The following is a 19,549-nucleotide window of genomic DNA, read 5'->3' on the forward strand; positions in this document are numbered from 1 at the left end:
CTCGGCTGACCAAACGACCAGTCCATCGCCCGATCCTACGATCACCCGCTCCCCCGCCGGGGTGATTCATCGAAAGTGGACTCTCAGTGTGCCGCACCGAGTTCCAGCGCCAGCACACCGAGGATGACCAGCCCGATCCCGCCGATCTGCACCAGCGTGAGCCGTTCCCCCAGGAACAGCGCGCCGATGGTGGCGACCGCCGCGACGCCGATAGCCGACCAGATGCCGTAGGCGACACCGATGCTCATGCCGCGCTTCAACGCCTGGGACAGGAAGAAGAACGCCGCGCAATAGCCGATCACCACGATGATCGAGGGCACCAGTTTGCTGAATCCCTCGGACAGCTTCAGCGAGATGGTCGCGGTGATCTCGGAGACGATGGCCAGCGCCAGCAGCAGGAGGGTCATGGCCGCAGAGTAACCGCCGCGGCTTCGGCAACCGCGCCGGCCCGCGGCGCGCGGTTGCCGAATCCGGCCGGTCAATAGCGGAAATGCCGCAGAATCGGCCCGCAGACGTGCCATTCGTCACCGTTGTCGTGCGCCACGTGCGCGAGGTGCGCGACGTACCACATCACGACGTCCTGACCGTCGATGTTCTCGTTGTTGACGTGGTGCGGGATCTGATCGTCGTGCGCGGTGCCGAGCCCGCCGCGCAGGTCCTCCGCACCGCGGTAGCCGACGACCGCCACGTCCCGGGGTCCGAACCAGTCGCTGTGTCCGTCGAACGGCCCCTTGTCGATCAGGAAGCCGCGGTCGGTGGCCTTGTTCATGACCGCCCAGCGGTTCTCGCCGGTATGGGTGGTGGACACTTCGGTTCGCTTGGGATGCCATCCGGGCCCGTACCCGTAGTCCTGACCGGTCGGAAGATGTTGCAGCGCCAGATTGTTCGCCGCGCCGTCGATATCGAAATCGAACCGCCAATACACATGGTGCCGATGGTTGTAGGGATGCTGCAATCCGGCGCTGTACATCTGCGGCAGGATGATGCCGTCGTCACGGAATATCCAGCGGTTGAGCAATCGATATCGGCCGATTTCGTGGTAACTCTCGACCACCAGGAATCGGAAACCGCTGCCCGGATTTCCTTCGTACACCGCGACCGGGCGCCGCATATTGCCGATGCTCATCTGATCCTTGTACGGACCGCCGCCCTGGTCGTAATGCACCCTGATCATCGGCACACTCGCCTTGTGCAGCACCTTCTTTCCGCGGTAACTCACATTGAGGAAAGCGATGGCTTCACTGTCGCCGTCGACGACCTGCCAGACGAAATTCCATACCGGCGCTTCCGGCGGCCAGCTCACCTGTCCGGACACGCTCACAGTAGTCCCTCCGGGATCAGGCCCACCTCGACGACGGCCTCGGTACTGAGGTCGACGATCGCGAACGCGGTGGGCAGTCGGCGGTCGGCGGGGCCGAACCGGAGATCGACGAGGCGATGACCGTAGCGGGGACTGTGGAAATCGGTCTCCTCCACGATCAGGCCACGGCCGGTGCCGACATCGACACCGCCGTCGGGCAGCCTGCCGTCGCGACGGACCAGCTCGATCGCCCGATCGGTTTCCGCGTCGGAGACCGCGGGCTGATTCGTCGTCGTGCGCACCTCGCGCACGTCGCGCACCGCCGGGTCGACAATGGCCTCGACGGTGACGTTGTCGTCATAGTTGTAGAGGACGACAACCGGGAATTCGGTGGTCCGATCCACCGCCCTGGTACCGATGCTGATGATCTCGTACCGCTTGCCGTCGATCAGATCCCGGACACCGTAGTTGGCCAACGCGATAACGGGCGCCGCCGCCCGGGCTTCGTCGACCGCGGCCATGCTGCGGTGCTGGACCGCGACCGGCGTGGTCTCGATGCGCGGCATGAATTCATTCCAGTCGTTCGCATCCGTGAATTTCGGATCCAGGGCCGGACCCAGGTTCAGAATCTCGGTTTTCAGAAATCCCGGCGGTGGGAGCGTGAATTTTTCGGACATGACAGTCTCCATTCGGGTGCGTGCACGATTGCGCACGCACCGATCCTGGCCAGTCCGCGCCCTCGATTCGCGAGTAATTCCGTACTCGATTCAGCGGCATTTGGCGGATCCGAAAAGTGGGGTAACAATTCCGGTCCGCTGAACGAACCGCTGCTGGACATCGCGCGTACAGGCGATCTTTAAGGATCCGGAAAGGCGCCGCCGGAGAATTGATCTCGAGATCGACGGCTCGTACCGGGAGGTCAGACATGGATGCATGGGCATTGCTGTTCGGACTGCCATGCGTGGGACTGCTCGTGCTCATGGTGCTGCTGGCAAAGCAGCAGGCCCGGGCCGAACGGGAGCGGAAGGACGCGCTGCACCGGTTTGCCGCGCACGAAGGCTGGCAGGTGTCCGCGGGGTCACGCCCGCCGTGGACGTCCCGGCTGCCCGGCAGCAACCCGAACGGGGTGGGCCTGACGATGACCGGCCGGGTAGGCCAACGGTGGGTCACTGTCGCCGATTACTTCTACGAGACCTCTGACAGCGAGGGCTCGAAGAAGCGGCACCCCTTGTCGGTTGTGCTGGTGCACTTCGTCGACCGCTGCCACCGGTCAAGGTGAGCGGTCGCGGCGCGCTGTCGCAGCTGGGCCGATCGCTGTTCGGCGACAAGCCCACCGCGACCGGGCATGCGGTGTTCGACAGCCGCTTCCGGATTACCGCGCCGGACGAATGGGCCGCCCACCAGCTGATCGGCCCGCCCTTGATCGAAGCCCATCTCGCGGGCACTGTCCCGCTGTGGAGCGTCCTCGGGCAAGACCTGCTCGCGCACTACCCGGGCCGGTTGCAGGCCGGCATGATCCCGGCCTGCGTCCCACAGCTCCTGCGCGTGGCGGACCTCCTCGGCGACGGCATCGGGCCTTGGTTAACTGTCCCGCCCCGGCGGTAGCACCGACGGCGTTCAGCGCAACCAGGCGCGGAGTTCGGTTACGTCCGAACGGATCTCGTCGAGTTGGGCGGCGACCTGGACGCCCGCGGTGCCGCCGCGGGCGTTGCGGGAGGCGATCGAACCCTGGACCGTCAGGACTTCGCGGACCTGCGGGGTGACGGCCGGGTCGATGGCGGCGAATTCGGCGTCGGTCAGTTCGTCGAGGCCGACGCCGCGCGATTCGGCGGCCTTCACGCAGGCGCCCGCCGCTTCATGGGCGACGCGGAACGGAACGCCCTGGCGGACCAGCCATTCGGCGATGTCGGTGGCGAGAGTGAAACCGGCGGGGGCGAGTTCGGCCATGCGATCGGTGTGGAAGGTCAGGGTGGAGACCAGGCCCGCGATGGCGGGGAGCAGCAGCTCCAGCTGGGCGACCGAGTCGAAGAGCGGTTCCTTGTCTTCCTGGAGGTCGCGGTTGTAGGCCAGCGGCTGCGCCTTCAGCGTGGCGAGCAGGCCGGTCAGATTGCCGATGAGCCGGCCGGCCTTGCCGCGGGTCAGCTCGGAGACGTCGGGGTTCTTCTTCTGCGGCATGATCGAGGAACCGGTGGACCAGGCGTCGGCGAGAGTGATGTAGCCGAATTCCGGTGTGCTCCAGATGATCACCTCCTCGGCCATGCGGCTGAGGTCGACGCCGATCATGGCGAGCACGAAGGCCGCCTCGGCGGCGAAGTCGCGGGCGGAGGTGGCGTCGATCGAATTCGCCGCCGAGGCGGTGAAATCCAGTTCGGCCGCGATCTGCTCCGGGTCCAGGCCGAGCGAGGAACCGGCCAGCGCGCCGGAACCGTACGGGGACACCGCCGCTCGCTTGTCGAAGTCGCGCAGCCGATCGATATCGCGCAGCAGCGGGTGCGCGTGCGCCAGCAGATGGTGTGCGAGCAGCACCGGCTGCGCGGCCTGCAGATGGGTTTTGCCCGGCATCACCGCGCCGGGGTGCGCGGCGGCCTGCTCGACCAGCGCGTCGACCACCTCGAGCAGACCGAAGGCGATGCGCCGCACCGCATCTCGCAACCACATCCGGAACAGCGTGGCGACCTGGTCGTTGCGGGAACGTCCGGCCCGCAGCCGGCCGCCGAGTTCGGTGCCGACCCGTTCGATCAGGCCGCGCTCCAGCGCGCCGTGCACGTCCTCGTCGGACTCGGCGGGACCGAAGTCGCCCGAATGCACGTCCGCGGCAAGCTGTTCCAGGCCGGCGAGCATGCCGGACAGGTCGCTGTCGGAGAGCAGCCCGGCCTTGTGCAGCACGCGGGCGTGCGCCTTGGACGCGCGAATGTCGTACGGCGCCAGCGCCCAGTCGAAGTGCGTCGACTTGCTCAGCGCCGCCATCGCCGCCGCCGGACCGGACGCGAAACGTCCACCCCAGAGCGCGCCCTCGTTGGTGCCGTGGCTGTCGCTGCTCATCGTGTGCTGTCTCCTCCGGGTCGGATTGCGGTCATCAGTATGTGGCGGCCGATCTCCTCGGCCTCGGCCGTGGTGACAGCGCGGCCGTGGCCGGTCAGGACCTCGACCGGGTCGGCGGCGAAGGTGCTCCAGCCGCGCCGGTCGAACCATTCCACGGGGTGCGCGCGCCCCTCGATCGGGTAGAAGAGCTGGTCCAGGTCGATGCCGAGGCCCAGGTGCGCGCTGTGCGCGGCGCGTTCCCGGCGGCGTTCCCCGGCTCCCTCGGATTGTTCCAGCAAGGTGTTCAACGCGACCCGGGTCCCCGGGGCACTGAGTGCGACGATGTCGTCGAGCAACCGGTCCTGGGCGTCGACGGGCAGGTAGCGCAGCAGCCCCTCGACCAGCCAGGCCGTCTCGGCAGCCGGATCGAAGCCGTTGTCCAGCAAGGCTTTCGGCCAATCCTGGCGGAGGTCCACCGGTACCGCACGACGATCGGCCCGCGGCTGATACCCGGCCAGCGCGGCGGCTTTGAAGTCCAGCACCGCCGGCAGGTCGAGCTCGAACACGACGCTGCCGGCGGGCCACTCCATCCGGTAGGCCCGCGCGTCCAGACCCGAGGCGACGAGCACGAACTGCCGGATACCCGCGGCTTCGGCGGCGGCGAAGTACGCGTCGAAGTAGCAGGTGCGGGCGACGATGCTGGCGATCAGCGGCGCGTAGGACTCGGCGGCTTCCTGCTCACCCGGGCCGAATTCACCACGCACGATCCGGGACCACACCGGCGCGCCCGCGGCAACCACCAGCGGCTCCGCGAACGGGTCGGCGAACAGCGCGTCGGGGCGCCTGGTCTCGGCGGCTCGCATGGCGGCGACTCCCAGCGCGGTGACGCCGACGCTGCTCGTGATGTCCCAACTGTCGTCGTCGCTACGCATGATTCCAGCCTCCGATCGGTCGCAACTTCCTACGAGGCTACGACCGATTCGGCACCCTTACTTCTGGTTCAGGTCGCGGCGCGCGGCGACCTTGGAGGACAGGCCGTGGATCTGGACGAAGCCCTTGGCCAGCGACTGGTCGAAGGTGTCACCCTCGTCGTAGGTGGCCAGGTTGAAGTCGTAGAGCGACTGCTCGGAGCGGCGGCCGTTGACCACCGCGGAGCCGCCGTGCAGCACCATCCGGATGTCGCCGGAGACCGACTGCTGGGTGTCGGCGATGAAGGCGTCCAGCGCGCGCTTGAGCGGGGAGAACCACAGGCCGTCGTAGGCCAGCTCGCCCCAGCGCTGCTCGACCTGGCGCTTGTAGCGGCCCAGTTCGCGCTCGATGGTCACGTTCTCCAGCGCCTGGTGCGCGGTGATCAGCGCGATCGCGCCCGGGGCCTCGTAGATCTCGCGGCTCTTGATGCCGACGAGCCGGTCCTCGACCATGTCCAGACGGCCGATGCCCTGGCGGCCGGCGCGGTGGTTCAGCTCGATGATGGCCTCGAGCACGCTGACCGGCTTGCCGTCGATGGCGACCGGCACACCCTTGTCGAAGGTGATGATGAGCTCGTCGGGCGCCTCGAAGTTGACCGTCGGGTCGGCGGTGTAGTCGTAGACGTCCTTGGTCGGCGCGTTCCACAGATCCTCGAGGAAGCCGGTCTCGACGGCGCGGCCCCACACGTTCTGGTCGATGGAGAACGGCGACTTCTTGGTGACGTTGATCGGGAGCTTGTTCTCCTCGGCGAAGGCGATGGCCTTCTCCCGGGTCCAGGCGTAGTCGCGGACCGGGGCGATGACCTCCAGGTCAGGGGCGAGCGCGCCGATGCCGACCTCGAAGCGGACCTGGTCGTTGCCCTTGCCGGTGCAGCCGTGCGACACGGTGGTCGCGTTGTGGAACTTGGCCGCCTCGACCAGGTGCTTGACGATCAGCGGGCGGCTGATCGCGGACACCAGCGGGTACTGGCCCATGTACATGGCGTTGGCCTGGATGGTGGGCAGGCAGTATTCATCGGCGAACTCGTCGCGCGCGTCGACCACGATGGCCTCCACGGCGCCGCAGTCCAGCGCGCGCTGGCGCACCACGTTCATGTCCTCGCCGCCCTGGCCCAGGTCGATGGCGACGGCCACGACCTCGGCGCCGGTCTCCTTCGCGATCCAGCTGATGGCGACGGAGGTGTCAAGCCCACCGGAGTAGGCGAGTACGACGCGCTCGGACATTTCTCTGTGCTCCTCGAGTTGGTGTGTGGTGTCGGCGCCCCCGTGCCGTTCTACAAATGATTATGCACGATGTTGCAATCCCATTCATAATCGGGGGGCAAGGTTCGGGCGTTAACCGGGACTGGGCATTAGGGTTGGGCCGTCGCCGAGGTAATGGGAGGGACGTGCCGTGCTGGGGGTGGAGGAGACTTTCGCCGGGTATGTGATCGATGGGGTGCTCGGGCAGGGCGGGATGGGGACGGTCTATCGGGCGCGGCATCCGCGGTTGCCGCGGATGGTGGCGCTGAAGCTGCTCAATCAGGACGTCTCCGCGGACGAGGAACTGCGGCGGAGATTCGAGCAGGAAGCCAATGTTGTTGCACGGCTGGATCATCCGGGGATCGTCGGGATCTACGACCGGGGCGTGCAGGACGGTCACCTGTGGATTTCCATGCAATACATTCGCGGCTCCGACGCCGATCAGCTGGATGGGCGGGCAGTCGCGCCGGAGCGGTTGCTGGGGTTCATCACCGATACGGCCAAGGCGCTCGACTACGCGCACAGCCAAGGGGTGCTGCACCGCGACGTGAAGCCCGCGAACATCTTGCTGGCCGAGGGCGACGGCGGACTCGAAGAACGGGCCCTGCTCACCGATTTCGGCATCGCCCGGTTGCTGGAATCGGATTCGAAGCTGACCGCCACCGGAACCTTCACGGCCACCCTCGCCTACGCCTCGCCAGAGCAGCTCTCCGGCGAACCGCTCGACCATCTCGCCGACCAATACTCCTTGGCCTGCACGCTGTTCACGCTGCTGGCCGGGCACGCACCGTTCACCGCCACCAACCCCGGCCAGGTCATCGCCGGACACCTCTCGAAACCCGTACCCCGCCTGACTGTTTCGCGGCCCGATCTGCCGCAGGCCCTGGATGACGTGATCGCCCGCGCGATGGCCAAGCGGCGGGAGGATCGCTTCGCCAGCTGCGGCGACTTCGCGGCGGCGGCGACCGACGCGCTGCGCGGCGCACCCACCATGGTGTGGGCGAAAGCCGAGCCCACGGTGCTACTCGACCAGCCGACCGAACAGCTGGCACACGGGCGGGGAACACCGCCGCAGCCTTGGGCGCCACAGCCCCAACAGTGGGGACAGCAGCAATGGCGGCCGCAGCCCGGGGGCATGTGGCCACAGCCGCCGGGGCTGCCTCGCCCCACCCGATTCACCGCCGTGGCGGCCTCGGTGCTGGCGATCCTGTGCGGCCTCCCGGCCGCCTTCTACAGCCTCGGTTTGAGCATCATGCTCGCGACGGGCGAGATGGACAACGAGGGCGACGCCCCCGAAATGCTCGCCGTGGCAGCAATTTGCGCCGCCCTCACCGGATTGTTCCTCGTCGGAGCAGGATTCCTGCTGGCCGGGCGGCCTGGTGGACGCGTAGCGGTCGCCGTGGGTTTCGGCCTCACCGCGGGCCTGGCCATGCTCATGGCCGGGATCATCGGCGCGGACGGCTACCCGGGCCCCGCGCTGATCGTCGGCGCGATCGGACTCGCCCTCAGCGGAATCGGATTGGGGTGCGCGCTCGCCCGGCAGACCAAACACTGGATCGAATACCGCCAATACCTGCGCCGATACCGTTGACGCCACAGCGGCGCGAGCGGCCGTCGTTCCCCCTGTTGCCACCTGCGCGATTACCCGGCCGCGGCATGGGTATCACCAGCGCGCGGAGTCGGCCCGCACCCCGAACACGCTGCCTTCCAGCCGAACATCTCCTGCCCGAGGAGCACCCATGATGCACTTGATCGCGAACGAATTCTCCATCCTCGGCAACGACATCCTGAACATCGGCCGCGCCGTGATCGAGCTGATCCAGGACATCATCAACCTCTCCACCCCCGGCGGCCAGGGCGGCCACGGCGGCGGGGAGTACCCCTTCGCGTAATGCCCAGCGCCGCAACCCCGCTGCTCCGCACCAAGGATCACGGGTGATCTTCTGGGTCAGAAGTCGAGGCGGTAGGAGATCGCCATGCGGCGGAAGACGGGGAAGTGGCGGCCGATGGTCATGCCTAGGCGGTAGAGGGGCGTGAGGGTGGGGGCGGTGTGGTCGAAGGCGGTGGTGGTGGTGCGGCAGTGCAGGCGGGGGTGGATGGATTCGAGGTCGGCCGGGGTGTCGATGCCCCAGTAGAGGGTGGAGCCGGATTTGCGGACGACCGGGTTGATCTTCTGGACTTTGATGCCGGCTCGGCTGAAGCCGTCGAAGAGGAATTGGCCGGACGGGAAGCGGTCGACGATGCGGCGGAACAGGTCTCGGCCGGCGGCTTCGTGGAGGTACATGGTGACGCCCTCGGCGACGACGAGGACAGGGAGGTCGGCGGGGATGCGGTCGAGCCAGTCGGCGGGCGTGAGCGGGGTGGCGAGCAGTTCGTAGCCGGGGCGGGTGGGGTACAGCTCGGGACGCAAGTCGATGACGTCGGGGAAATCGATGTCGTACCAGTGGATTCCGGGGCCCGGGTCGATGCGGTAGACCCGGGTGTCCAGGCCGCAGCCCAGGTGCAGGACGGTGGCTTCGGGGTGGGCGGCGAGGAATTCGCGGGTCCAGTTGTCGAAGTGCAGGCTGCGCAGGGCGACCGCGACGGCGTCGGATTTGCGTAGACCGGTCGCGGACTTGTCGAAGTCGATCTGCTCGACGGCGTGTAAAGCCATGGTGTCGTGCAGGATCGAGTTCGCGGACTGGGCGTCGAGAGCCTTGCCGTAGAGGGTCGCGAGCATGGTCGCCTGCGGCCCGGACAAACTGATCTTGGCCATGCCGCAACGGTACGCCGGGGCGGCGGGCCCCGGCGAAAGACCAAGCGTCCCTAGGCGAGTTCCTCGATTTTGGCGGCCAGTTCGGCGCCGGTGAGCGGCTCGCGGGCGATCACCGCGATGGTGTCGTCGCCGGCGATGGTGCCGACGATGAACGGCAGCGACGCGCGGTCGAGGGCACTGGCCAGGAAGTGGGCGGCGCCGGGCGGGGTGCGCAGGACGGCGATGTTGCCGCTGGCGTCGGTGGAGACCAGCAGGTCGCCGAGCAGCTTCGAGAGCCGGTCGGTGCCGCCGGTGACACCGCGGACAGGGCTGCCGTCCTCGGGGACCACGTAGACGCCCGCGCCGCCGTCGGCCGCGCGAAGTTTCACCGCGCCGAGTTCGTCGAGGTCACGGGACAGGGTCGCCTGCGTGGTTTCGATGCCCTCGGCCGACAGCAGCGCGGCGAGTTCGGTCTGGCTGCGCACCGCGTGCGCGGACAGCAGTTCGATGATGCGAGACTGCCGTCCGGCGCGGGTACGGGCGATGGTCAACGCGCGTCACCTCGCTTCGCCAGCAACCAGACGAGCAGTGCCTTCTGGGCGTGCAGCCGGTTCTCGGCCTCGTCCCAGACGACGCTGTGCGGCCCGTCGATCACCTCGTCGGTGATCTCCTCACCGCGATGCGCCGGAAGACAGTGCAGGACAACGGCATCCGACTGGGCGCGGGCGACCAGGCCGGTGTTGAGCTGGAACGGCCGGAACGGGCCGACCCGGTCCAGGCCGTCGTTCTCCTGCCCCATGGAGGTCCAGCAGTCGGTGACCAGCGCGTCGGCGCCCTCGGCGGCGGCGTCCGGATCACCGGTGAGGGTGATGGTCGCGCCGGTCTCGGCGGCGCGCTTGCGCGCGGCCTCCAGGATCCAGGGCAGCGGCTCGAAACCCGCGGGTGCGGCGATCGTGACGTTCAGGCCTGCGGTGACGCCGCCGAGCAGCAGCGAGTGCGCCATGTTGTTGGCGCCGTCACCGAAGTAGGTGAGGTTGCGGCCCGCGAGATCGCCCTTGCGCTCCTGCAAGGTCATCAGGTCGGCCAGCACCTGGCACGGGTGGAACTCGTTGGACAGCGCGTTCACCACGGGAACCGTTGCGGCCGGAGCCATTTCGTCCAGCCGCGCCTGCTCGAAGGTACGCCAGACGATGGCGTCGACGTAGCGGGAGAGCACGCGGCCGGTGTCGGCGAGGGTTTCCTCGCGGCCCAGCTGGGTGTCGCGGCCGTCGACTACGACGGCGTGCCCGCCGAGCTGGGCGATGCCGACCTCGAAGGAGAAGCGGGTGCGGGTGGAGTTCTTCTCGAAGATCACCCCGACGCCGCGCGGCCCGTCCAGCGGCCGGTGCGCGAACGGCGACCGCTTCAGTTCGGCTGCGAGAGCGAGGATTTCGGCCTGCTCGACCGGGGTGACATCGTCATCCCGGAGGAAATGCCTGAGCTCGGTCATTTGGTTCCCTTCGCGTCTTCGGCTGCGCCGTCCAGGATCTCGGGCAGGTCGGCGACGAAGTTGTCGGCCTGGGTCTCGGTGAGCACCAGCGGGGGCGCGAGCCGGATGGTATCCGGCTTGGGCGCGTTGATCAGGTAACCGGCAGCCCGGGCGCGGGCTTCGACGTGGGCCGAAATGTCTTGGGTCAGTCCGATTCCCAGCAGCAGGCCGGCGCCGCGCACGTGGTCGACCAGGGGATGGTCCAGCCCCTCGATGCCGTCCACGATGTGCTTGCCCAGCGCTTCCACGTGTGCGAGCAGATCTTCCTCGTCGATGGTGCGCAGCACGGCCAGCGCCGCCGCGGTGCACACCGCGTTGCCGCCGAAGGTGGTGCCGTGCAGACCCGGGGTGAGCAGCTCCGCGGCGGGCCCGGTGGCCAGCACCGCGCCGATGGGCAGGCCGCCGCCGAGGCCCTTCGCCAGCGTGATCACGTCCGGCACGATGCCGAAAGCCTGGTGCGCGTAGAACTTTCCGCACCGGCCGATGCCGGTCTGCACCTCGTCGAGCACCAGCAGCGCGCCGTGGCGGGCGGTGATCTCCCGGGCCCGGGCCAGGTAGTCCATCGGCGGCACGATGACGCCGCTCTCCCCCATGATCGGTTCCAGGAACACCGCGGCGGTGTCGGCGTCGACGACGGCCTCGAGCGCGTCCGCGTCACCGTAGGGCACGTGCACGACGCCGGGCGGCATCGGCTCGAACGGCGCCCGCTTGGCGGGCTGACCGGTCAGGGCCAGCGCGCCCATGGTCCGGCCGTGGAAAGCCGCTTCGCAGGCGACGATCTTGGACCGACCGGTCAGCCGCGCGATCTTGAACGCCGCCTCGTTGGCCTCGGTGCCGGAGTTGCAGAAGAACGCCCGCCCGTGCCCGTCGCCGAAGTGCGCGACCAGCTTCTCGGCCAGTTCCAGCGCCGGTTCGTTGACGTACAGGTTCGAGGTGTGCCCGAGCGTGCCGAGCTGGCTGGTGACGGCCTCGATGATCGCCGGATGCCCGTGGCCGAGCGCGTTCACCGCGATACCGCCGAGGAAATCGACGTAGCGCTTGCCGTCGGCGTCGTAGACCACCGCGCCCGAGCCGCGCACCAGCGCGACCTTCGGGGTGCCGTAGTTGTTCATCATCACGGTGTTCCACCGCGACTGCATTTCCTCGACTGAGTTCATGATTTCGTTCCGTCCGGCGCGCCGGCAGGCGTCACCATTGTTCCGATTCCTTCTCCGGTGAACAGTTCCAGCAGCACCGAATGCGGCACCCGCCCGTCGATGACGTGCGCGGTCGGCACCCCGCCCTGGACGGCCCGCAGACAGGCTTCCATCTTCGGCACCATGCCCGCGTCCAGCCGGGGCAGCAACGTCGCCAGCTCATCGGCATCGATGCGAGAGGTCAGCGAGGAGCGGTCCGGCCAATCGGTGTACAGACCTTCGACATCGGTCAGCACGACCAGCTTTTCCGCGCCGATGCCCTCGGCGAGCGCGGCGGCCGCGGTGTCGGCGTTGATGTTGTGCACCACGCCGCCGGCGTCGGGCGCGATGGTGGACACCACCGGAATACGCCCCGCGGCAATGAGATCCAGCACCGCGTCGGGGTTCACCGCGGTGACGTCGCCGACCAGCCCGATGTCGGTGGCGATGCCCTCGACGTCGACGGTGCGCCGCGTCGCGGTGAACAGGTGCGCGTCCTCACCGGAGATGCCGACCGCGTACGGGCCGTGCGCGTTGATCAGGCCCACCAGTTCCCGGCCGACCTGACCGAAGAGCACCATCCGCACCACATCCATCACCTCGGGTGTGGTGACGCGGAAGCCGCCGCGGAACTCGCCTTGCAAGCCCAGCTTCTTCAGCATCGCGCTGATCTGCGGGCCGCCGCCGTGCACCACCACCGGGTGCACGCCGACGGTGCGCAGGAACGCCATGTCGGCGGCGAAGGCGCGCTTGAGTTCGTCGTCGATCATGGCGTTGCCGCCGTACTTCACGACGACGATCTTGTCGCGGAACTTCTGTAGCCAGGGCAGCGCGTCGGCCAGAATGTGCGCTTTATCCAGGGCCGAAAGGGTGTGCAGTACCTCGGTCATGAGCTGTAGGCCGAATTCTCTTCGACGTAGCCGTGCGAGAGATCGGTGGTGCGCACCATCGCCGCGCCGTCACCGACGTTCAGTTCGACGAGCACGTCGATGTCCGCGCCGGACAGGTCGACCTGCCGCGCGCCCGGCGCGCCGACACTGTCGACGCAGACCGGATTCCCGTTGAACGACACCGAGATCCGGTTCGGGTCCAGGGTGATCGGCGCGATGCCGACCGCGGCCAGCACGCGGCCCCAGTTCGGGTCGGAGCCGAAAAGCGCCGTCTTGACCAGCGAGTCGCGGGCGATGGCACGCGCCGCGATCAGCGCCTCGTCCTCGCTGGCCGCACCCTGGACGACGACCCGCACCCGCTTGGTGACGCCCTCGGCGTCGGCCATCAGCTGGGTCGCCAGGTCGTCGCAGACCGCGAGCACGGCGGCGTCCAGTTCGTCCTGCGCGGGCGTGACGGCGCTGGCTCCGTTGGCCAGCAGCAGCACGGTGTCGTTGGTGGAGCAGGAACCGTCCACGTCGAGCCGGTCGAAGGTGAGCCGGGTCGCCTTGCGCAGCGCGGAATCCAGCTGCTCGGGGGTGGCGACGGCGTCGGTGGTGAGCACGACGAGCATGGTGGCCAGCGACGGCGCGAGCATGCCCGCGCCCTTGGCCATGCCGCCCACGTTCCACTTCGCCTTGTGATGGAAGGCGGCTTCCTTCGGCACGGTGTCGGTGGTCATGATGGCGTGCGCGGCGTCGGTGCCGCCGGAGAGGCCGCCGCCCATCTCGTGCACGATCTCGGTGATCGCCGGGATCAGCTTGCCCATCGGGAGCCGGTCACCGATCAAACCCGTTGAGCAGACCGCGATCTCGCCCGCGCCGGTCTCGGCGCCCCAGTTGCTCAGCACCTTCGCCAGTTCCTCGGCGGTCTGGTGGGTGTCCTGGAAGCCGCCGGGGCCCGTGCAGGCGTTCGCCCCACCGGAATTGAGGATGACCGCGCGCAACCGGCCCGCGGTCAGCACCTGCTGCGACCACAGCACCGGCGCGGCCTTCACCTGGTTGCGGGTGAACACGCCCGCCGCCACGTACTCGGGGCCCTCGTTGAGCACGAGCGCCAGATCCGGCTTGCCGCTGGCCTTGATTCCGGCGGCGATGCCGGCCGCCCGGAAGCCGAGCGGGGCGGTCACGCCCTGGGTCCGAACCAGCTTCCCGGAGTTGGTTTCGGTCGTCGTCACGGTGCCACTCCTACGGTGGAAAGTCCTTCGGTCTCTTCGAATCCGAGGGCCAGGTTCATGGACTGCACCGCGGCGCCCGCGGTGCCCTTGGTCAAATTGTCGATCGCGCCGACGACCACCAGCAGACCCGCGTCGGCGTCCACCGCCACCTGCAAGGTGATGGCGTTGGAGCCGAGCACCGAACCGGTCTGCGGCAGTACGCCTTCGGGCAGCAGGTGCACGAAAGGTTCTTCGGCGTAAGCTTTTTCGTAGACCGCGCGAGCCTGCGCGGCGTCCACGGTGGTGCGCGCGGTGCAGGTGGCCAGGATGCCGCGCGGCATCGGGGCCAGCACCGGCGTGAACGACACCGCGACCTCCTGACCGCCCGCGGCGCTCAGATTCTGCGCGATCTCCGGGGTGTGCCGGTGCGCGCCGGCGATGCTGTAGGCGCGGGCCGAGCCCATCACCTCCGAACCCAGCAGGCCCACATCGAGTTTGCGGCCCGCGCCCGACGTGCCGCTCACCGCGACGACGTGCACCGCGGGCTCGATGATGCCCGCCGCGATGGCCGGCGCGAGCGCCACGCTCGACACCGTCGGGTAGCAGCCGGGCACCGCGATCCGCTTCGCGCCGCGCAAAGCCGCACGGCCGCCCGGCAATTCGGGCAGACCGTAGGGCCAGGTGCCCGCGTGCGCGCTGCCGTAGTACTTCTCCCACGCGGCGGCATCGCGCAGCCGGAAGTCCGCGCCGCAGTCGATGATGACGGTCGATTCCGGCAGCGCCTCGGCGATGACCGCGGACTGGCCGTGCGGCAGGCCCAGGAAGACCACGTCGTGCCCGGCGAGCTCCTCGACGGTGGTCGGGCCGAGCACGCGGTCGGCCAGCGGCAGCAGATGCGGCTGGTGTGCGCCCAGCGTGGTGCCGGCGTTGGACCCCGCGGTCAGCGCCCCGATCTCGAGACGCCCGTCTCGGTATCGGGGATGCGCCAGGAGTAGTCGGAGTACTTCACCGCCCGCGTATCCGCTCGCACCCGCGACTGCGATCCGCGTTACCCCGCTGTTCGAGGCTCCGGCATCAGAGGAATCAGCCATGAAATGATTATGCACGACAATGCAAGCTCATTCATACTCGGGGCTCGACGGCCGGCAGGTTCCCCCGCCCGATCACTCGCGCGATCAGCGGGAACAGCAGCACGGTCGTCGCGCCGGCGGCCACCAGTACCGAGGCGAGGTCGGCTCCCATCAGACCCGAACTCGTCGCCACCTGGGTAACCGCGACGATGATCGGCAAACCGGTCGCCGCGTACAGCGCCAGTTGCGCCCGCTCCTGCGCGGTCGGCAGGTTCTCGCCGTGCGGGACATACCGCTCGCTCAGCCACACCGGCAGGCCGCGGGCGATCGCGATCGACAGGACGAACAGCACCCACAGCACCGGGTTGCTCAGCACCGCCGAAATATCGATGCCCATCCCCGAGACCACGAAGAACACCGGGATCAGGATCCCGAACCCGATCGTCTCCAGCGCCGTCTCCACCTCCGGATGCGCGTCGGCGATCATGCCGCGCAGCACCACGCCCGCCGCGAACGCGCCGAGCACCACATCGAGATCGAAGGTCTCCGCGACCGCCATCAGCACCAGGAGCAGCAGGAACACCCCGCGCACCGGCAGCTGCGAGGTGCCGCCGCCCAGCCCGCCCAGGGTCCGGCCCACCGACGGCGACCGCTGGAAGACGCGCTGTGGAACGAACCCGATCCAGGCCGTCGCCGCCGCGAAAATCAGCAGCACCACCACCGCGGCCCACGGACTGCGACTGGTCAACAGCACCGACATCGCCACGATCGGGCCCAGCTCCCCGACCGCCCCGTGCGCCAGCACCGCCCGGCCCAGCGGCTGATCCAGGAACCCGGCCTGTTTCACGATCGGCAGCAACGTCCCGAGGGCGGTCGAGGTCATCGCGATGGCGACGGCGACCTTGGCGGTGAATCCGGCCTCCGCGCCGGATTCCACCAGCACCGCACCGCTCACCAGCAAGAACGCGAAAACCAGGCAACCCGCCCACACCAGCCACGCGGTGTGCCCCGGTTTACCGCGCAACAGTTTCGGATCCAGCTCGTACCCGGCGAGCAGGAACAGCATGCCGAGCCCGAGTTCGCTGAGCAGGTCGACGCCGCCTTCCGTGCCCGCCCAGTGCAGCGCGTTCGGGCCGATGATCGCGCCGAGCAGCAGCAGAATCACCACGTCAGGGATGTAGCCGCGCAGTAACCGTGAGGCGACCGGGCCGATGACGGCGACCAGGGCGATCAAGAACAAGGAGGTGATCGCAGTGGGGTGCACCACCTCATGAGCCGCGCCGAGCAGGTCCATTGACCAATATTGGCACAGCAGTACGGGATTCGGCGGCTCCGACATCAGCCCGAGACGAAGCCTCGCCAGAAAATAGCCACAAGGAAGTCGAACCAGCTTTGACGCTCAGTTCAACGCCGCGGGCGGGATGTCGAGCAGATCCGCGAGCCCGGCGGCGCCGCGGGGCGTGACGCGGACGGCACGGCCGGATCCGCTGCGCTGTACCCAGTCCAGGTCGAGCAGCCGGCGGCAGAGGTGTGCGCCCGCCGCGCCGCCGAGGTGAGTGCGGCGTTCGGTCCAGTCGAGGCAGGGTTTGGCCAGTGGGCGGCGAGTCTTTCGGAGTTCGGCAAGATCAATGCCGAGTGGGCCGGTGAGCCAGGTCAGCCCGGTATCGGTGAGCGCGAAGCCGGAGTCCGGGTCGAGCAGGCCGCGGTCGATCATGGCGTCGGCGATCGTGACGCCGAGGCGACCGGCGAGATGGTCGTAGCAGGTGCGGCCGCGAGCCAGGGCCGCCGTGGCGGTGACCGCGCGCAGGGACGACGGGTTGGCTCGCTGCGGTTCGAAGTGCCCGACCATGGCTTCGAGGAGTTCGGCCACGCGAGCGTCGGCCAGCTGGACATAGCGGTGCCGCCCCTGGCGGCGTTCGGCCAGCAGGCCGCCCGCAAGCAGCCGGTTCAGGTGTTCGGTCGCAGTCGAGGGAGCTACACCGGCATGACGAGCCAATTCGCCCGCCGTCCAGGCCCGCCCGTCGAGCAGGGACAGGCAGATCTCGGCTCGGGTGGGGTCAGCCAGCAGGGCCGCCAGTCCGGCCAGCTCCGCTCCGCGAGTTCGCATGCCACCCAGGATGCGCTGCCGATAGTTCGGCCGCCACCGAACTGTCCCGGGGCTACCGTCGCGGCATGGACGCGACACTGCCCCTGATCAGCGAACCTCAGCGCGTGCGCGAGGCACTGACCCACTGCCCCGTGCCCGCGGTACATCGAGCGGCGACTACCGGGATCGGTTGGCTACGGGCACAGGTTCCACGCTTCAGCAACGGCGACGAGCATCGCCGCAGGCGGGCTCTGGTGCTCGCGGAATTGGAACGGCTCGACCCGCATGCGCTCCGAACCGCGGCGCGAACCACCCGCGGCCCGCTCCCCCACGTACGGGTGCTCGCCGACGCACTCGGGTTGCCGGACATTTCCGTCGAAGCCGTGGAACTCGTTGCGGCACACTATCAACCACATACGCCCGACAACCCGGCCGCCGACGGAGCGGTCGAGGATCTCATCGCGGCCTGCGGGGGCGTCGCCGACGAGGTGACCGCGGCACGGATATCCCTGCTGGTACAGGCGTGCCAGGCAACCGCAGACCTGCTCGCCAACGCTCGAACGCAGCAGCTCCGCGCAGGTGCGAGTAATCGGGCCGCCGAGGTTCTCGCACGCACCATGGACCAGCATCCACCGGTCCCGCGGACCCGCCGGATCGTCGACGGAGAACTTGTCGAACTCGATCTGACACGAGACGGACTCGGTTTCGGCGCGGGACCCCACGAGTGCCCCGGGCGGACGCACGCCATCGCTATCGCAGCCGGAATCCTCGAAGGCCACGATCCCGGCCAACGAAAGGACTCTCGATGACCGCCAAGGCAACAGTGTTTCGCGACCTCCACTACCGCGGTGAACCGCTCGTGCTGCCCAACGCCTGGGACTTCGCCTCGGGGGCGATGCTCGCCGCCGAAGGCTTTCCGGCGGTCGGCACGACCAGCCTCGGGGTGGCGGCGGGGGCTGGGCTGCCCGATGGCACCGGCGTCACCCGCGACGAGACTTTGGTGCTGGCAACGCGACTCAGCCGATTGGCGGTGCCGATCACCGTCGACATCGAAGGCGGTTTCAGCGAAGATCCCGACGAGGTGGCTGAATTCGCCTGGCAGCTGGGGGAACTCGGAATCGCCGGAGTCAATCTGGAGGACGGTCGCGCGGACACAGCGCTGGCCGACCCGGGCCACCAATCGGAGTTGATCGCGGCGGTCAAAGCCCGCGTGCCCGAGCTGTTCGTCAACGCGCGCGTCGACACGCACTGGCTCGGTGTGGATCCCAGCTCCACCCTCGCCCGCGTCGCCCGGTACGAAAAGGCAGGCGCCGATGGGATTTTCGTCCCCGGGCTGACCGATTCGGAGCAGATCCGCACGGTGGTCCATGCGACCGGACTCCCCCTCAACGTCCTCTACCTGAGCACCGGCCCCTCCGTCGCCGAGCTCGCCGCCCTGGGTGTTCGCCGGATCAGTACCGGATCACTGCTGTACCGGGCTTCCCTCGCCACGGCCGTCGGCACGGCACGCGCGGTCCGCGATGGCGCCGCGATACCTACAGGACTCCCGAGCTACAAAGACATTCAGGCGTATTCACCCCTCCGGTAACCCCGCGTGGCCAGCCGGTTCCCGCGCTCGACTCCAGTAATCTCGGAATCCAGTTCGGGCGCAGGGGCCGTGCATGGCGCAGGAGGACAGGTATGCGACTGGTGTTGGTGGGCCCGCCGGGGGCGGGTAAAGGGACGCAGGCCGGGATTCTTTGTGAGCGGCTGAGCATCCCGCAGATTTCGACCGGCGACATGTTGCGGGCGGCGCAGGCCGCGGGTGAGTTGCCCGGGGAATTGGCACGGCAGATGGCCGAGGGTGGGTTGCTGCCGGACGAGGTGGTGCTCGAGCTGATCGATAAGCGGCTGCGCGCGGACGATTGCCGGGACGGGTTCTTGCTGGATGGGTTTCCGCGGACCACAGCGCAAGCCACCGGGCTGGACGGCATTCTCGGCAACCAGGGCGCCGCCATCGATGTGGTCGTGGCATTGGAAGTGCCTGCGAATCAACTGATCGAGCGGGCGGTTTATCGGCGCGCGGACAAGAAGACCGGAAAGATTTATCACCTGAAGTCGAATCCGCCGCCGGCAGGCGTCGAGCTGGAACACCGTTCCGATGATCACGAGGACGTCGTGCGGCAGCGGATCGAGAACTACGAGGCGATGACGGCGGAATTGCTGCCCTTCTACGAAGCGCGCGGGGTGCTGCGTCGCGTTGACGGAGTGGGCGACGTGCAAACGGTCGCGGAGCGAGTGCGTGCGGTGCTGCCGCCGGACTGAGCGCGCACGAGGACGCGGCGCGCCGGAGCCGGAGACCG

Annotated in this window: 22 protein-coding genes; 7 read left to right on the forward strand and 15 right to left on the reverse strand. The window is 68.5% G+C overall.

Annotation, left to right across the window (positions count from 1 at the left end; genetic code table 11):
• Positions 1–83: 83 nt before the first annotated feature.
• From AB0M14_RS36675 to AB0M14_RS36685, 3 genes are all read right to left on the reverse strand, one after another.
• Positions 84–407, reverse strand: a complete 324-nt coding sequence (locus AB0M14_RS36675; RefSeq protein WP_194820381.1) for a multidrug efflux SMR transporter — start codon at positions 405–407, stop codon at positions 84–86.
• 71 nt (positions 408–478) lie between these two features.
• Entirely contained in the window at positions 479–1,321 is an 843-nt protein-coding gene (locus tag AB0M14_RS36680) for a hypothetical protein (protein ID WP_365004450.1), read from the reverse strand.
• Positions 1,318–1,977, reverse strand: a complete 660-nt coding sequence (locus tag AB0M14_RS36685) for a hypothetical protein (RefSeq protein ID WP_365004453.1) — start codon at positions 1,975–1,977, stop codon at positions 1,318–1,320. Before AB0M14_RS36685 ends, AB0M14_RS36680 begins: the two co-directional genes overlap by 4 nt.
• A 248-nt stretch (positions 1,978–2,225) precedes the next feature.
• Here AB0M14_RS36685 and AB0M14_RS36690 point away from each other — a divergent pair, with 248 nt between their 5' ends.
• On the forward strand, positions 2,226–2,579 hold the full coding sequence (locus AB0M14_RS36690; RefSeq protein WP_365004455.1) for a hypothetical protein: 354 nt from the start codon (positions 2,226–2,228) through the stop codon (positions 2,577–2,579).
• Positions 2,576–2,905: a hypothetical protein gene (locus AB0M14_RS36695; RefSeq protein WP_365004458.1), complete on the forward strand. Its 330-nt coding sequence runs from the start codon at positions 2,576–2,578 to the stop codon at positions 2,903–2,905. The genes AB0M14_RS36690 and AB0M14_RS36695 overlap by 4 nt, the downstream gene beginning before the upstream one ends.
• Positions 2,906–2,917: 12 nt before the next feature.
• Here the strand turns inward: AB0M14_RS36695 and argH are convergent, their stop codons facing one another.
• From argH to AB0M14_RS36710, 3 genes are read right to left on the reverse strand one after another with little or no spacing between them, the layout of a single operon-like run.
• Positions 2,918–4,342 carry an argininosuccinate lyase gene (argH, locus tag AB0M14_RS36700; protein ID WP_365004461.1) on the reverse strand — a complete coding sequence of 475 codons (1,425 nt, stop codon included), beginning with the start codon at positions 4,340–4,342 and terminating at the stop codon, positions 2,918–2,920.
• On the reverse strand, positions 4,339–5,253 hold the full coding sequence (locus tag AB0M14_RS36705; protein ID WP_365004464.1) for a class I SAM-dependent methyltransferase: 915 nt from the start codon (positions 5,251–5,253) through the stop codon (positions 4,339–4,341). Before AB0M14_RS36705 ends, argH begins: the two co-directional genes overlap by 4 nt.
• Before the next feature lie 57 nt (positions 5,254–5,310).
• On the reverse strand, positions 5,311–6,513 hold the full coding sequence (locus AB0M14_RS36710) for an argininosuccinate synthase (protein ID WP_365004467.1): 1,203 nt from the start codon (positions 6,511–6,513) through the stop codon (positions 5,311–5,313).
• A gap of 169 nt (positions 6,514–6,682) precedes the next feature.
• Between AB0M14_RS36710 and AB0M14_RS36715 the strand changes: the two genes are divergently transcribed.
• On the forward strand, positions 6,683–8,122 hold the full coding sequence (locus tag AB0M14_RS36715; protein WP_365004470.1) for a serine/threonine-protein kinase: 1,440 nt from the start codon (positions 6,683–6,685) through the stop codon (positions 8,120–8,122).
• Between the two features lie 148 nt (positions 8,123–8,270).
• Complete coding sequence (locus tag AB0M14_RS36720; RefSeq protein ID WP_365004472.1) at positions 8,271–8,423, forward strand: hypothetical protein; 153 nt, start codon at positions 8,271–8,273, stop codon at positions 8,421–8,423.
• A 56-nt stretch (positions 8,424–8,479) separates the two neighbouring features.
• Here the strand turns inward: AB0M14_RS36720 and AB0M14_RS36725 are convergent, their stop codons facing one another.
• From AB0M14_RS36725 to AB0M14_RS36765, 9 genes are all read right to left on the reverse strand, one after another.
• Positions 8,480–9,286 (reverse strand): class I SAM-dependent methyltransferase, encoded by an 807-nt coding sequence (locus AB0M14_RS36725; RefSeq protein ID WP_365004474.1) that lies wholly within the window; start codon positions 9,284–9,286, stop codon positions 8,480–8,482.
• A gap of 50 nt (positions 9,287–9,336) precedes the next feature.
• The gene (locus AB0M14_RS36730) at positions 9,337–9,816 is read right to left on the reverse strand and encodes an arginine repressor (RefSeq protein ID WP_365004476.1); all 480 of its coding nucleotides are present in this window, start codon (positions 9,814–9,816) and stop codon (positions 9,337–9,339) included.
• Entirely contained in the window at positions 9,813–10,754 is a 942-nt protein-coding gene (argF, locus tag AB0M14_RS36735; RefSeq protein WP_365004478.1) for an ornithine carbamoyltransferase, read from the reverse strand. Before argF ends, AB0M14_RS36730 begins: the two co-directional genes overlap by 4 nt.
• Complete coding sequence (locus AB0M14_RS36740; RefSeq protein WP_365004482.1) at positions 10,751–11,950, reverse strand: acetylornithine transaminase; 1,200 nt, start codon at positions 11,948–11,950, stop codon at positions 10,751–10,753. The genes argF and AB0M14_RS36740 overlap by 4 nt, the downstream gene beginning before the upstream one ends.
• The gene (gene argB / locus AB0M14_RS36745) at positions 11,947–12,858 is read right to left on the reverse strand and encodes an acetylglutamate kinase (RefSeq protein ID WP_365004485.1); all 912 of its coding nucleotides are present in this window, start codon (positions 12,856–12,858) and stop codon (positions 11,947–11,949) included. The genes AB0M14_RS36740 and argB overlap by 4 nt, the downstream gene beginning before the upstream one ends.
• The gene (gene argJ, locus AB0M14_RS36750) at positions 12,855–14,072 is read right to left on the reverse strand and encodes a bifunctional glutamate N-acetyltransferase/amino-acid acetyltransferase ArgJ (RefSeq protein ID WP_365004487.1); all 1,218 of its coding nucleotides are present in this window, start codon (positions 14,070–14,072) and stop codon (positions 12,855–12,857) included. Before argJ ends, argB begins: the two co-directional genes overlap by 4 nt.
• Positions 14,069–15,142: an N-acetyl-gamma-glutamyl-phosphate reductase gene (gene argC, locus AB0M14_RS36755; RefSeq protein ID WP_365004490.1), complete on the reverse strand. Its 1,074-nt coding sequence runs from the start codon at positions 15,140–15,142 to the stop codon at positions 14,069–14,071. The genes argJ and argC overlap by 4 nt, the downstream gene beginning before the upstream one ends.
• A gap of 31 nt (positions 15,143–15,173) precedes the next feature.
• Positions 15,174–16,415, reverse strand: a complete 1,242-nt coding sequence (locus AB0M14_RS36760) for a cation:proton antiporter (protein WP_365004493.1) — start codon at positions 16,413–16,415, stop codon at positions 15,174–15,176.
• A 105-nt stretch (positions 16,416–16,520) separates the two neighbouring features.
• On the reverse strand, positions 16,521–17,228 hold the full coding sequence (locus AB0M14_RS36765) for a winged helix-turn-helix domain-containing protein (protein WP_365004496.1): 708 nt from the start codon (positions 17,226–17,228) through the stop codon (positions 16,521–16,523).
• A gap of 65 nt (positions 17,229–17,293) precedes the next feature.
• On the opposite strand from AB0M14_RS36765, the gene AB0M14_RS36770 reads away from it, so the two are divergent.
• From AB0M14_RS36770 to AB0M14_RS36780, 3 genes are all read left to right on the forward strand, one after another.
• Positions 17,294–18,016 carry a hypothetical protein gene (locus tag AB0M14_RS36770; RefSeq protein WP_365004499.1) on the forward strand — a complete coding sequence of 241 codons (723 nt, stop codon included), beginning with the start codon at positions 17,294–17,296 and terminating at the stop codon, positions 18,014–18,016.
• A complete protein-coding gene (locus AB0M14_RS36775; protein ID WP_365004502.1) occupies positions 18,013–18,795 on the forward strand; it encodes an isocitrate lyase/phosphoenolpyruvate mutase family protein in 783 nt (260 codons plus the stop codon). Before AB0M14_RS36770 ends, AB0M14_RS36775 begins: the two co-directional genes overlap by 4 nt.
• Positions 18,796–18,896: 101 nt before the next feature.
• Positions 18,897–19,511, forward strand: coding sequence for an adenylate kinase (locus AB0M14_RS36780; RefSeq protein ID WP_365004504.1), 615 nt, complete (start codon positions 18,897–18,899; stop codon positions 19,509–19,511).
• The last annotated feature ends 38 nt before the right edge of the window (positions 19,512–19,549 follow it).

The sequence above is a fragment of the Nocardia sp. NPDC051832 genome, from assembly GCF_040681285.1.
In the GTDB taxonomy this organism is placed as follows: domain Bacteria; phylum Actinomycetota; class Actinomycetes; order Mycobacteriales; family Mycobacteriaceae; genus Nocardia.

Excerpts from the sequence above, each read along its gene's own strand:
- AB0M14_RS36725 (WP_365004474.1), bottom strand. The coding sequence starts at position 9,286 with ATGGCCAAGATCAGTTTGTCCGGGCCGCAGGCGACCATGCTCGCGACC.
- argB (WP_365004485.1), bottom strand. The coding sequence starts at position 12,858 with ATGACCGAGGTACTGCACACCCTTTCGGCCCTGGATAAAGCGCACATT.
- argH (WP_365004461.1), bottom strand. The coding sequence starts at position 4,342 with ATGAGCAGCGACAGCCACGGCACCAACGAGGGCGCGCTCTGGGGTGGA.
- AB0M14_RS36720 (WP_365004472.1), top strand. The coding sequence starts at position 8,271 with ATGATGCACTTGATCGCGAACGAATTCTCCATCCTCGGCAACGACATC.
- AB0M14_RS36690 (WP_365004455.1), top strand. The coding sequence starts at position 2,226 with ATGGATGCATGGGCATTGCTGTTCGGACTGCCATGCGTGGGACTGCTC.
- AB0M14_RS36685 (WP_365004453.1), bottom strand. The coding sequence starts at position 1,977 with ATGTCCGAAAAATTCACGCTCCCACCGCCGGGATTTCTGAAAACCGAG.
- AB0M14_RS36770 (WP_365004499.1), top strand. The coding sequence starts at position 17,294 with ATGGACGCGACACTGCCCCTGATCAGCGAACCTCAGCGCGTGCGCGAG.
- argC (WP_365004490.1), bottom strand. The coding sequence starts at position 15,142 with ATGGCTGATTCCTCTGATGCCGGAGCCTCGAACAGCGGGGTAACGCGG.
- AB0M14_RS36705 (WP_365004464.1), bottom strand. The coding sequence starts at position 5,253 with ATGCGTAGCGACGACGACAGTTGGGACATCACGAGCAGCGTCGGCGTC.
- AB0M14_RS36710 (WP_365004467.1), bottom strand. The coding sequence starts at position 6,513 with ATGTCCGAGCGCGTCGTACTCGCCTACTCCGGTGGGCTTGACACCTCC.
- AB0M14_RS36775 (WP_365004502.1), top strand. The coding sequence starts at position 18,013 with ATGACCGCCAAGGCAACAGTGTTTCGCGACCTCCACTACCGCGGTGAA.
- AB0M14_RS36765 (WP_365004496.1), bottom strand. The coding sequence starts at position 17,228 with ATGCGAACTCGCGGAGCGGAGCTGGCCGGACTGGCGGCCCTGCTGGCT.
- AB0M14_RS36760 (WP_365004493.1), bottom strand. The coding sequence starts at position 16,415 with ATGGACCTGCTCGGCGCGGCTCATGAGGTGGTGCACCCCACTGCGATC.
- AB0M14_RS36740 (WP_365004482.1), bottom strand. The coding sequence starts at position 11,950 with ATGAACTCAGTCGAGGAAATGCAGTCGCGGTGGAACACCGTGATGATG.
- AB0M14_RS36675 (WP_194820381.1), bottom strand. The coding sequence starts at position 407 with ATGACCCTCCTGCTGCTGGCGCTGGCCATCGTCTCCGAGATCACCGCG.
- argF (WP_365004478.1), bottom strand. The coding sequence starts at position 10,754 with ATGACCGAGCTCAGGCATTTCCTCCGGGATGACGATGTCACCCCGGTC.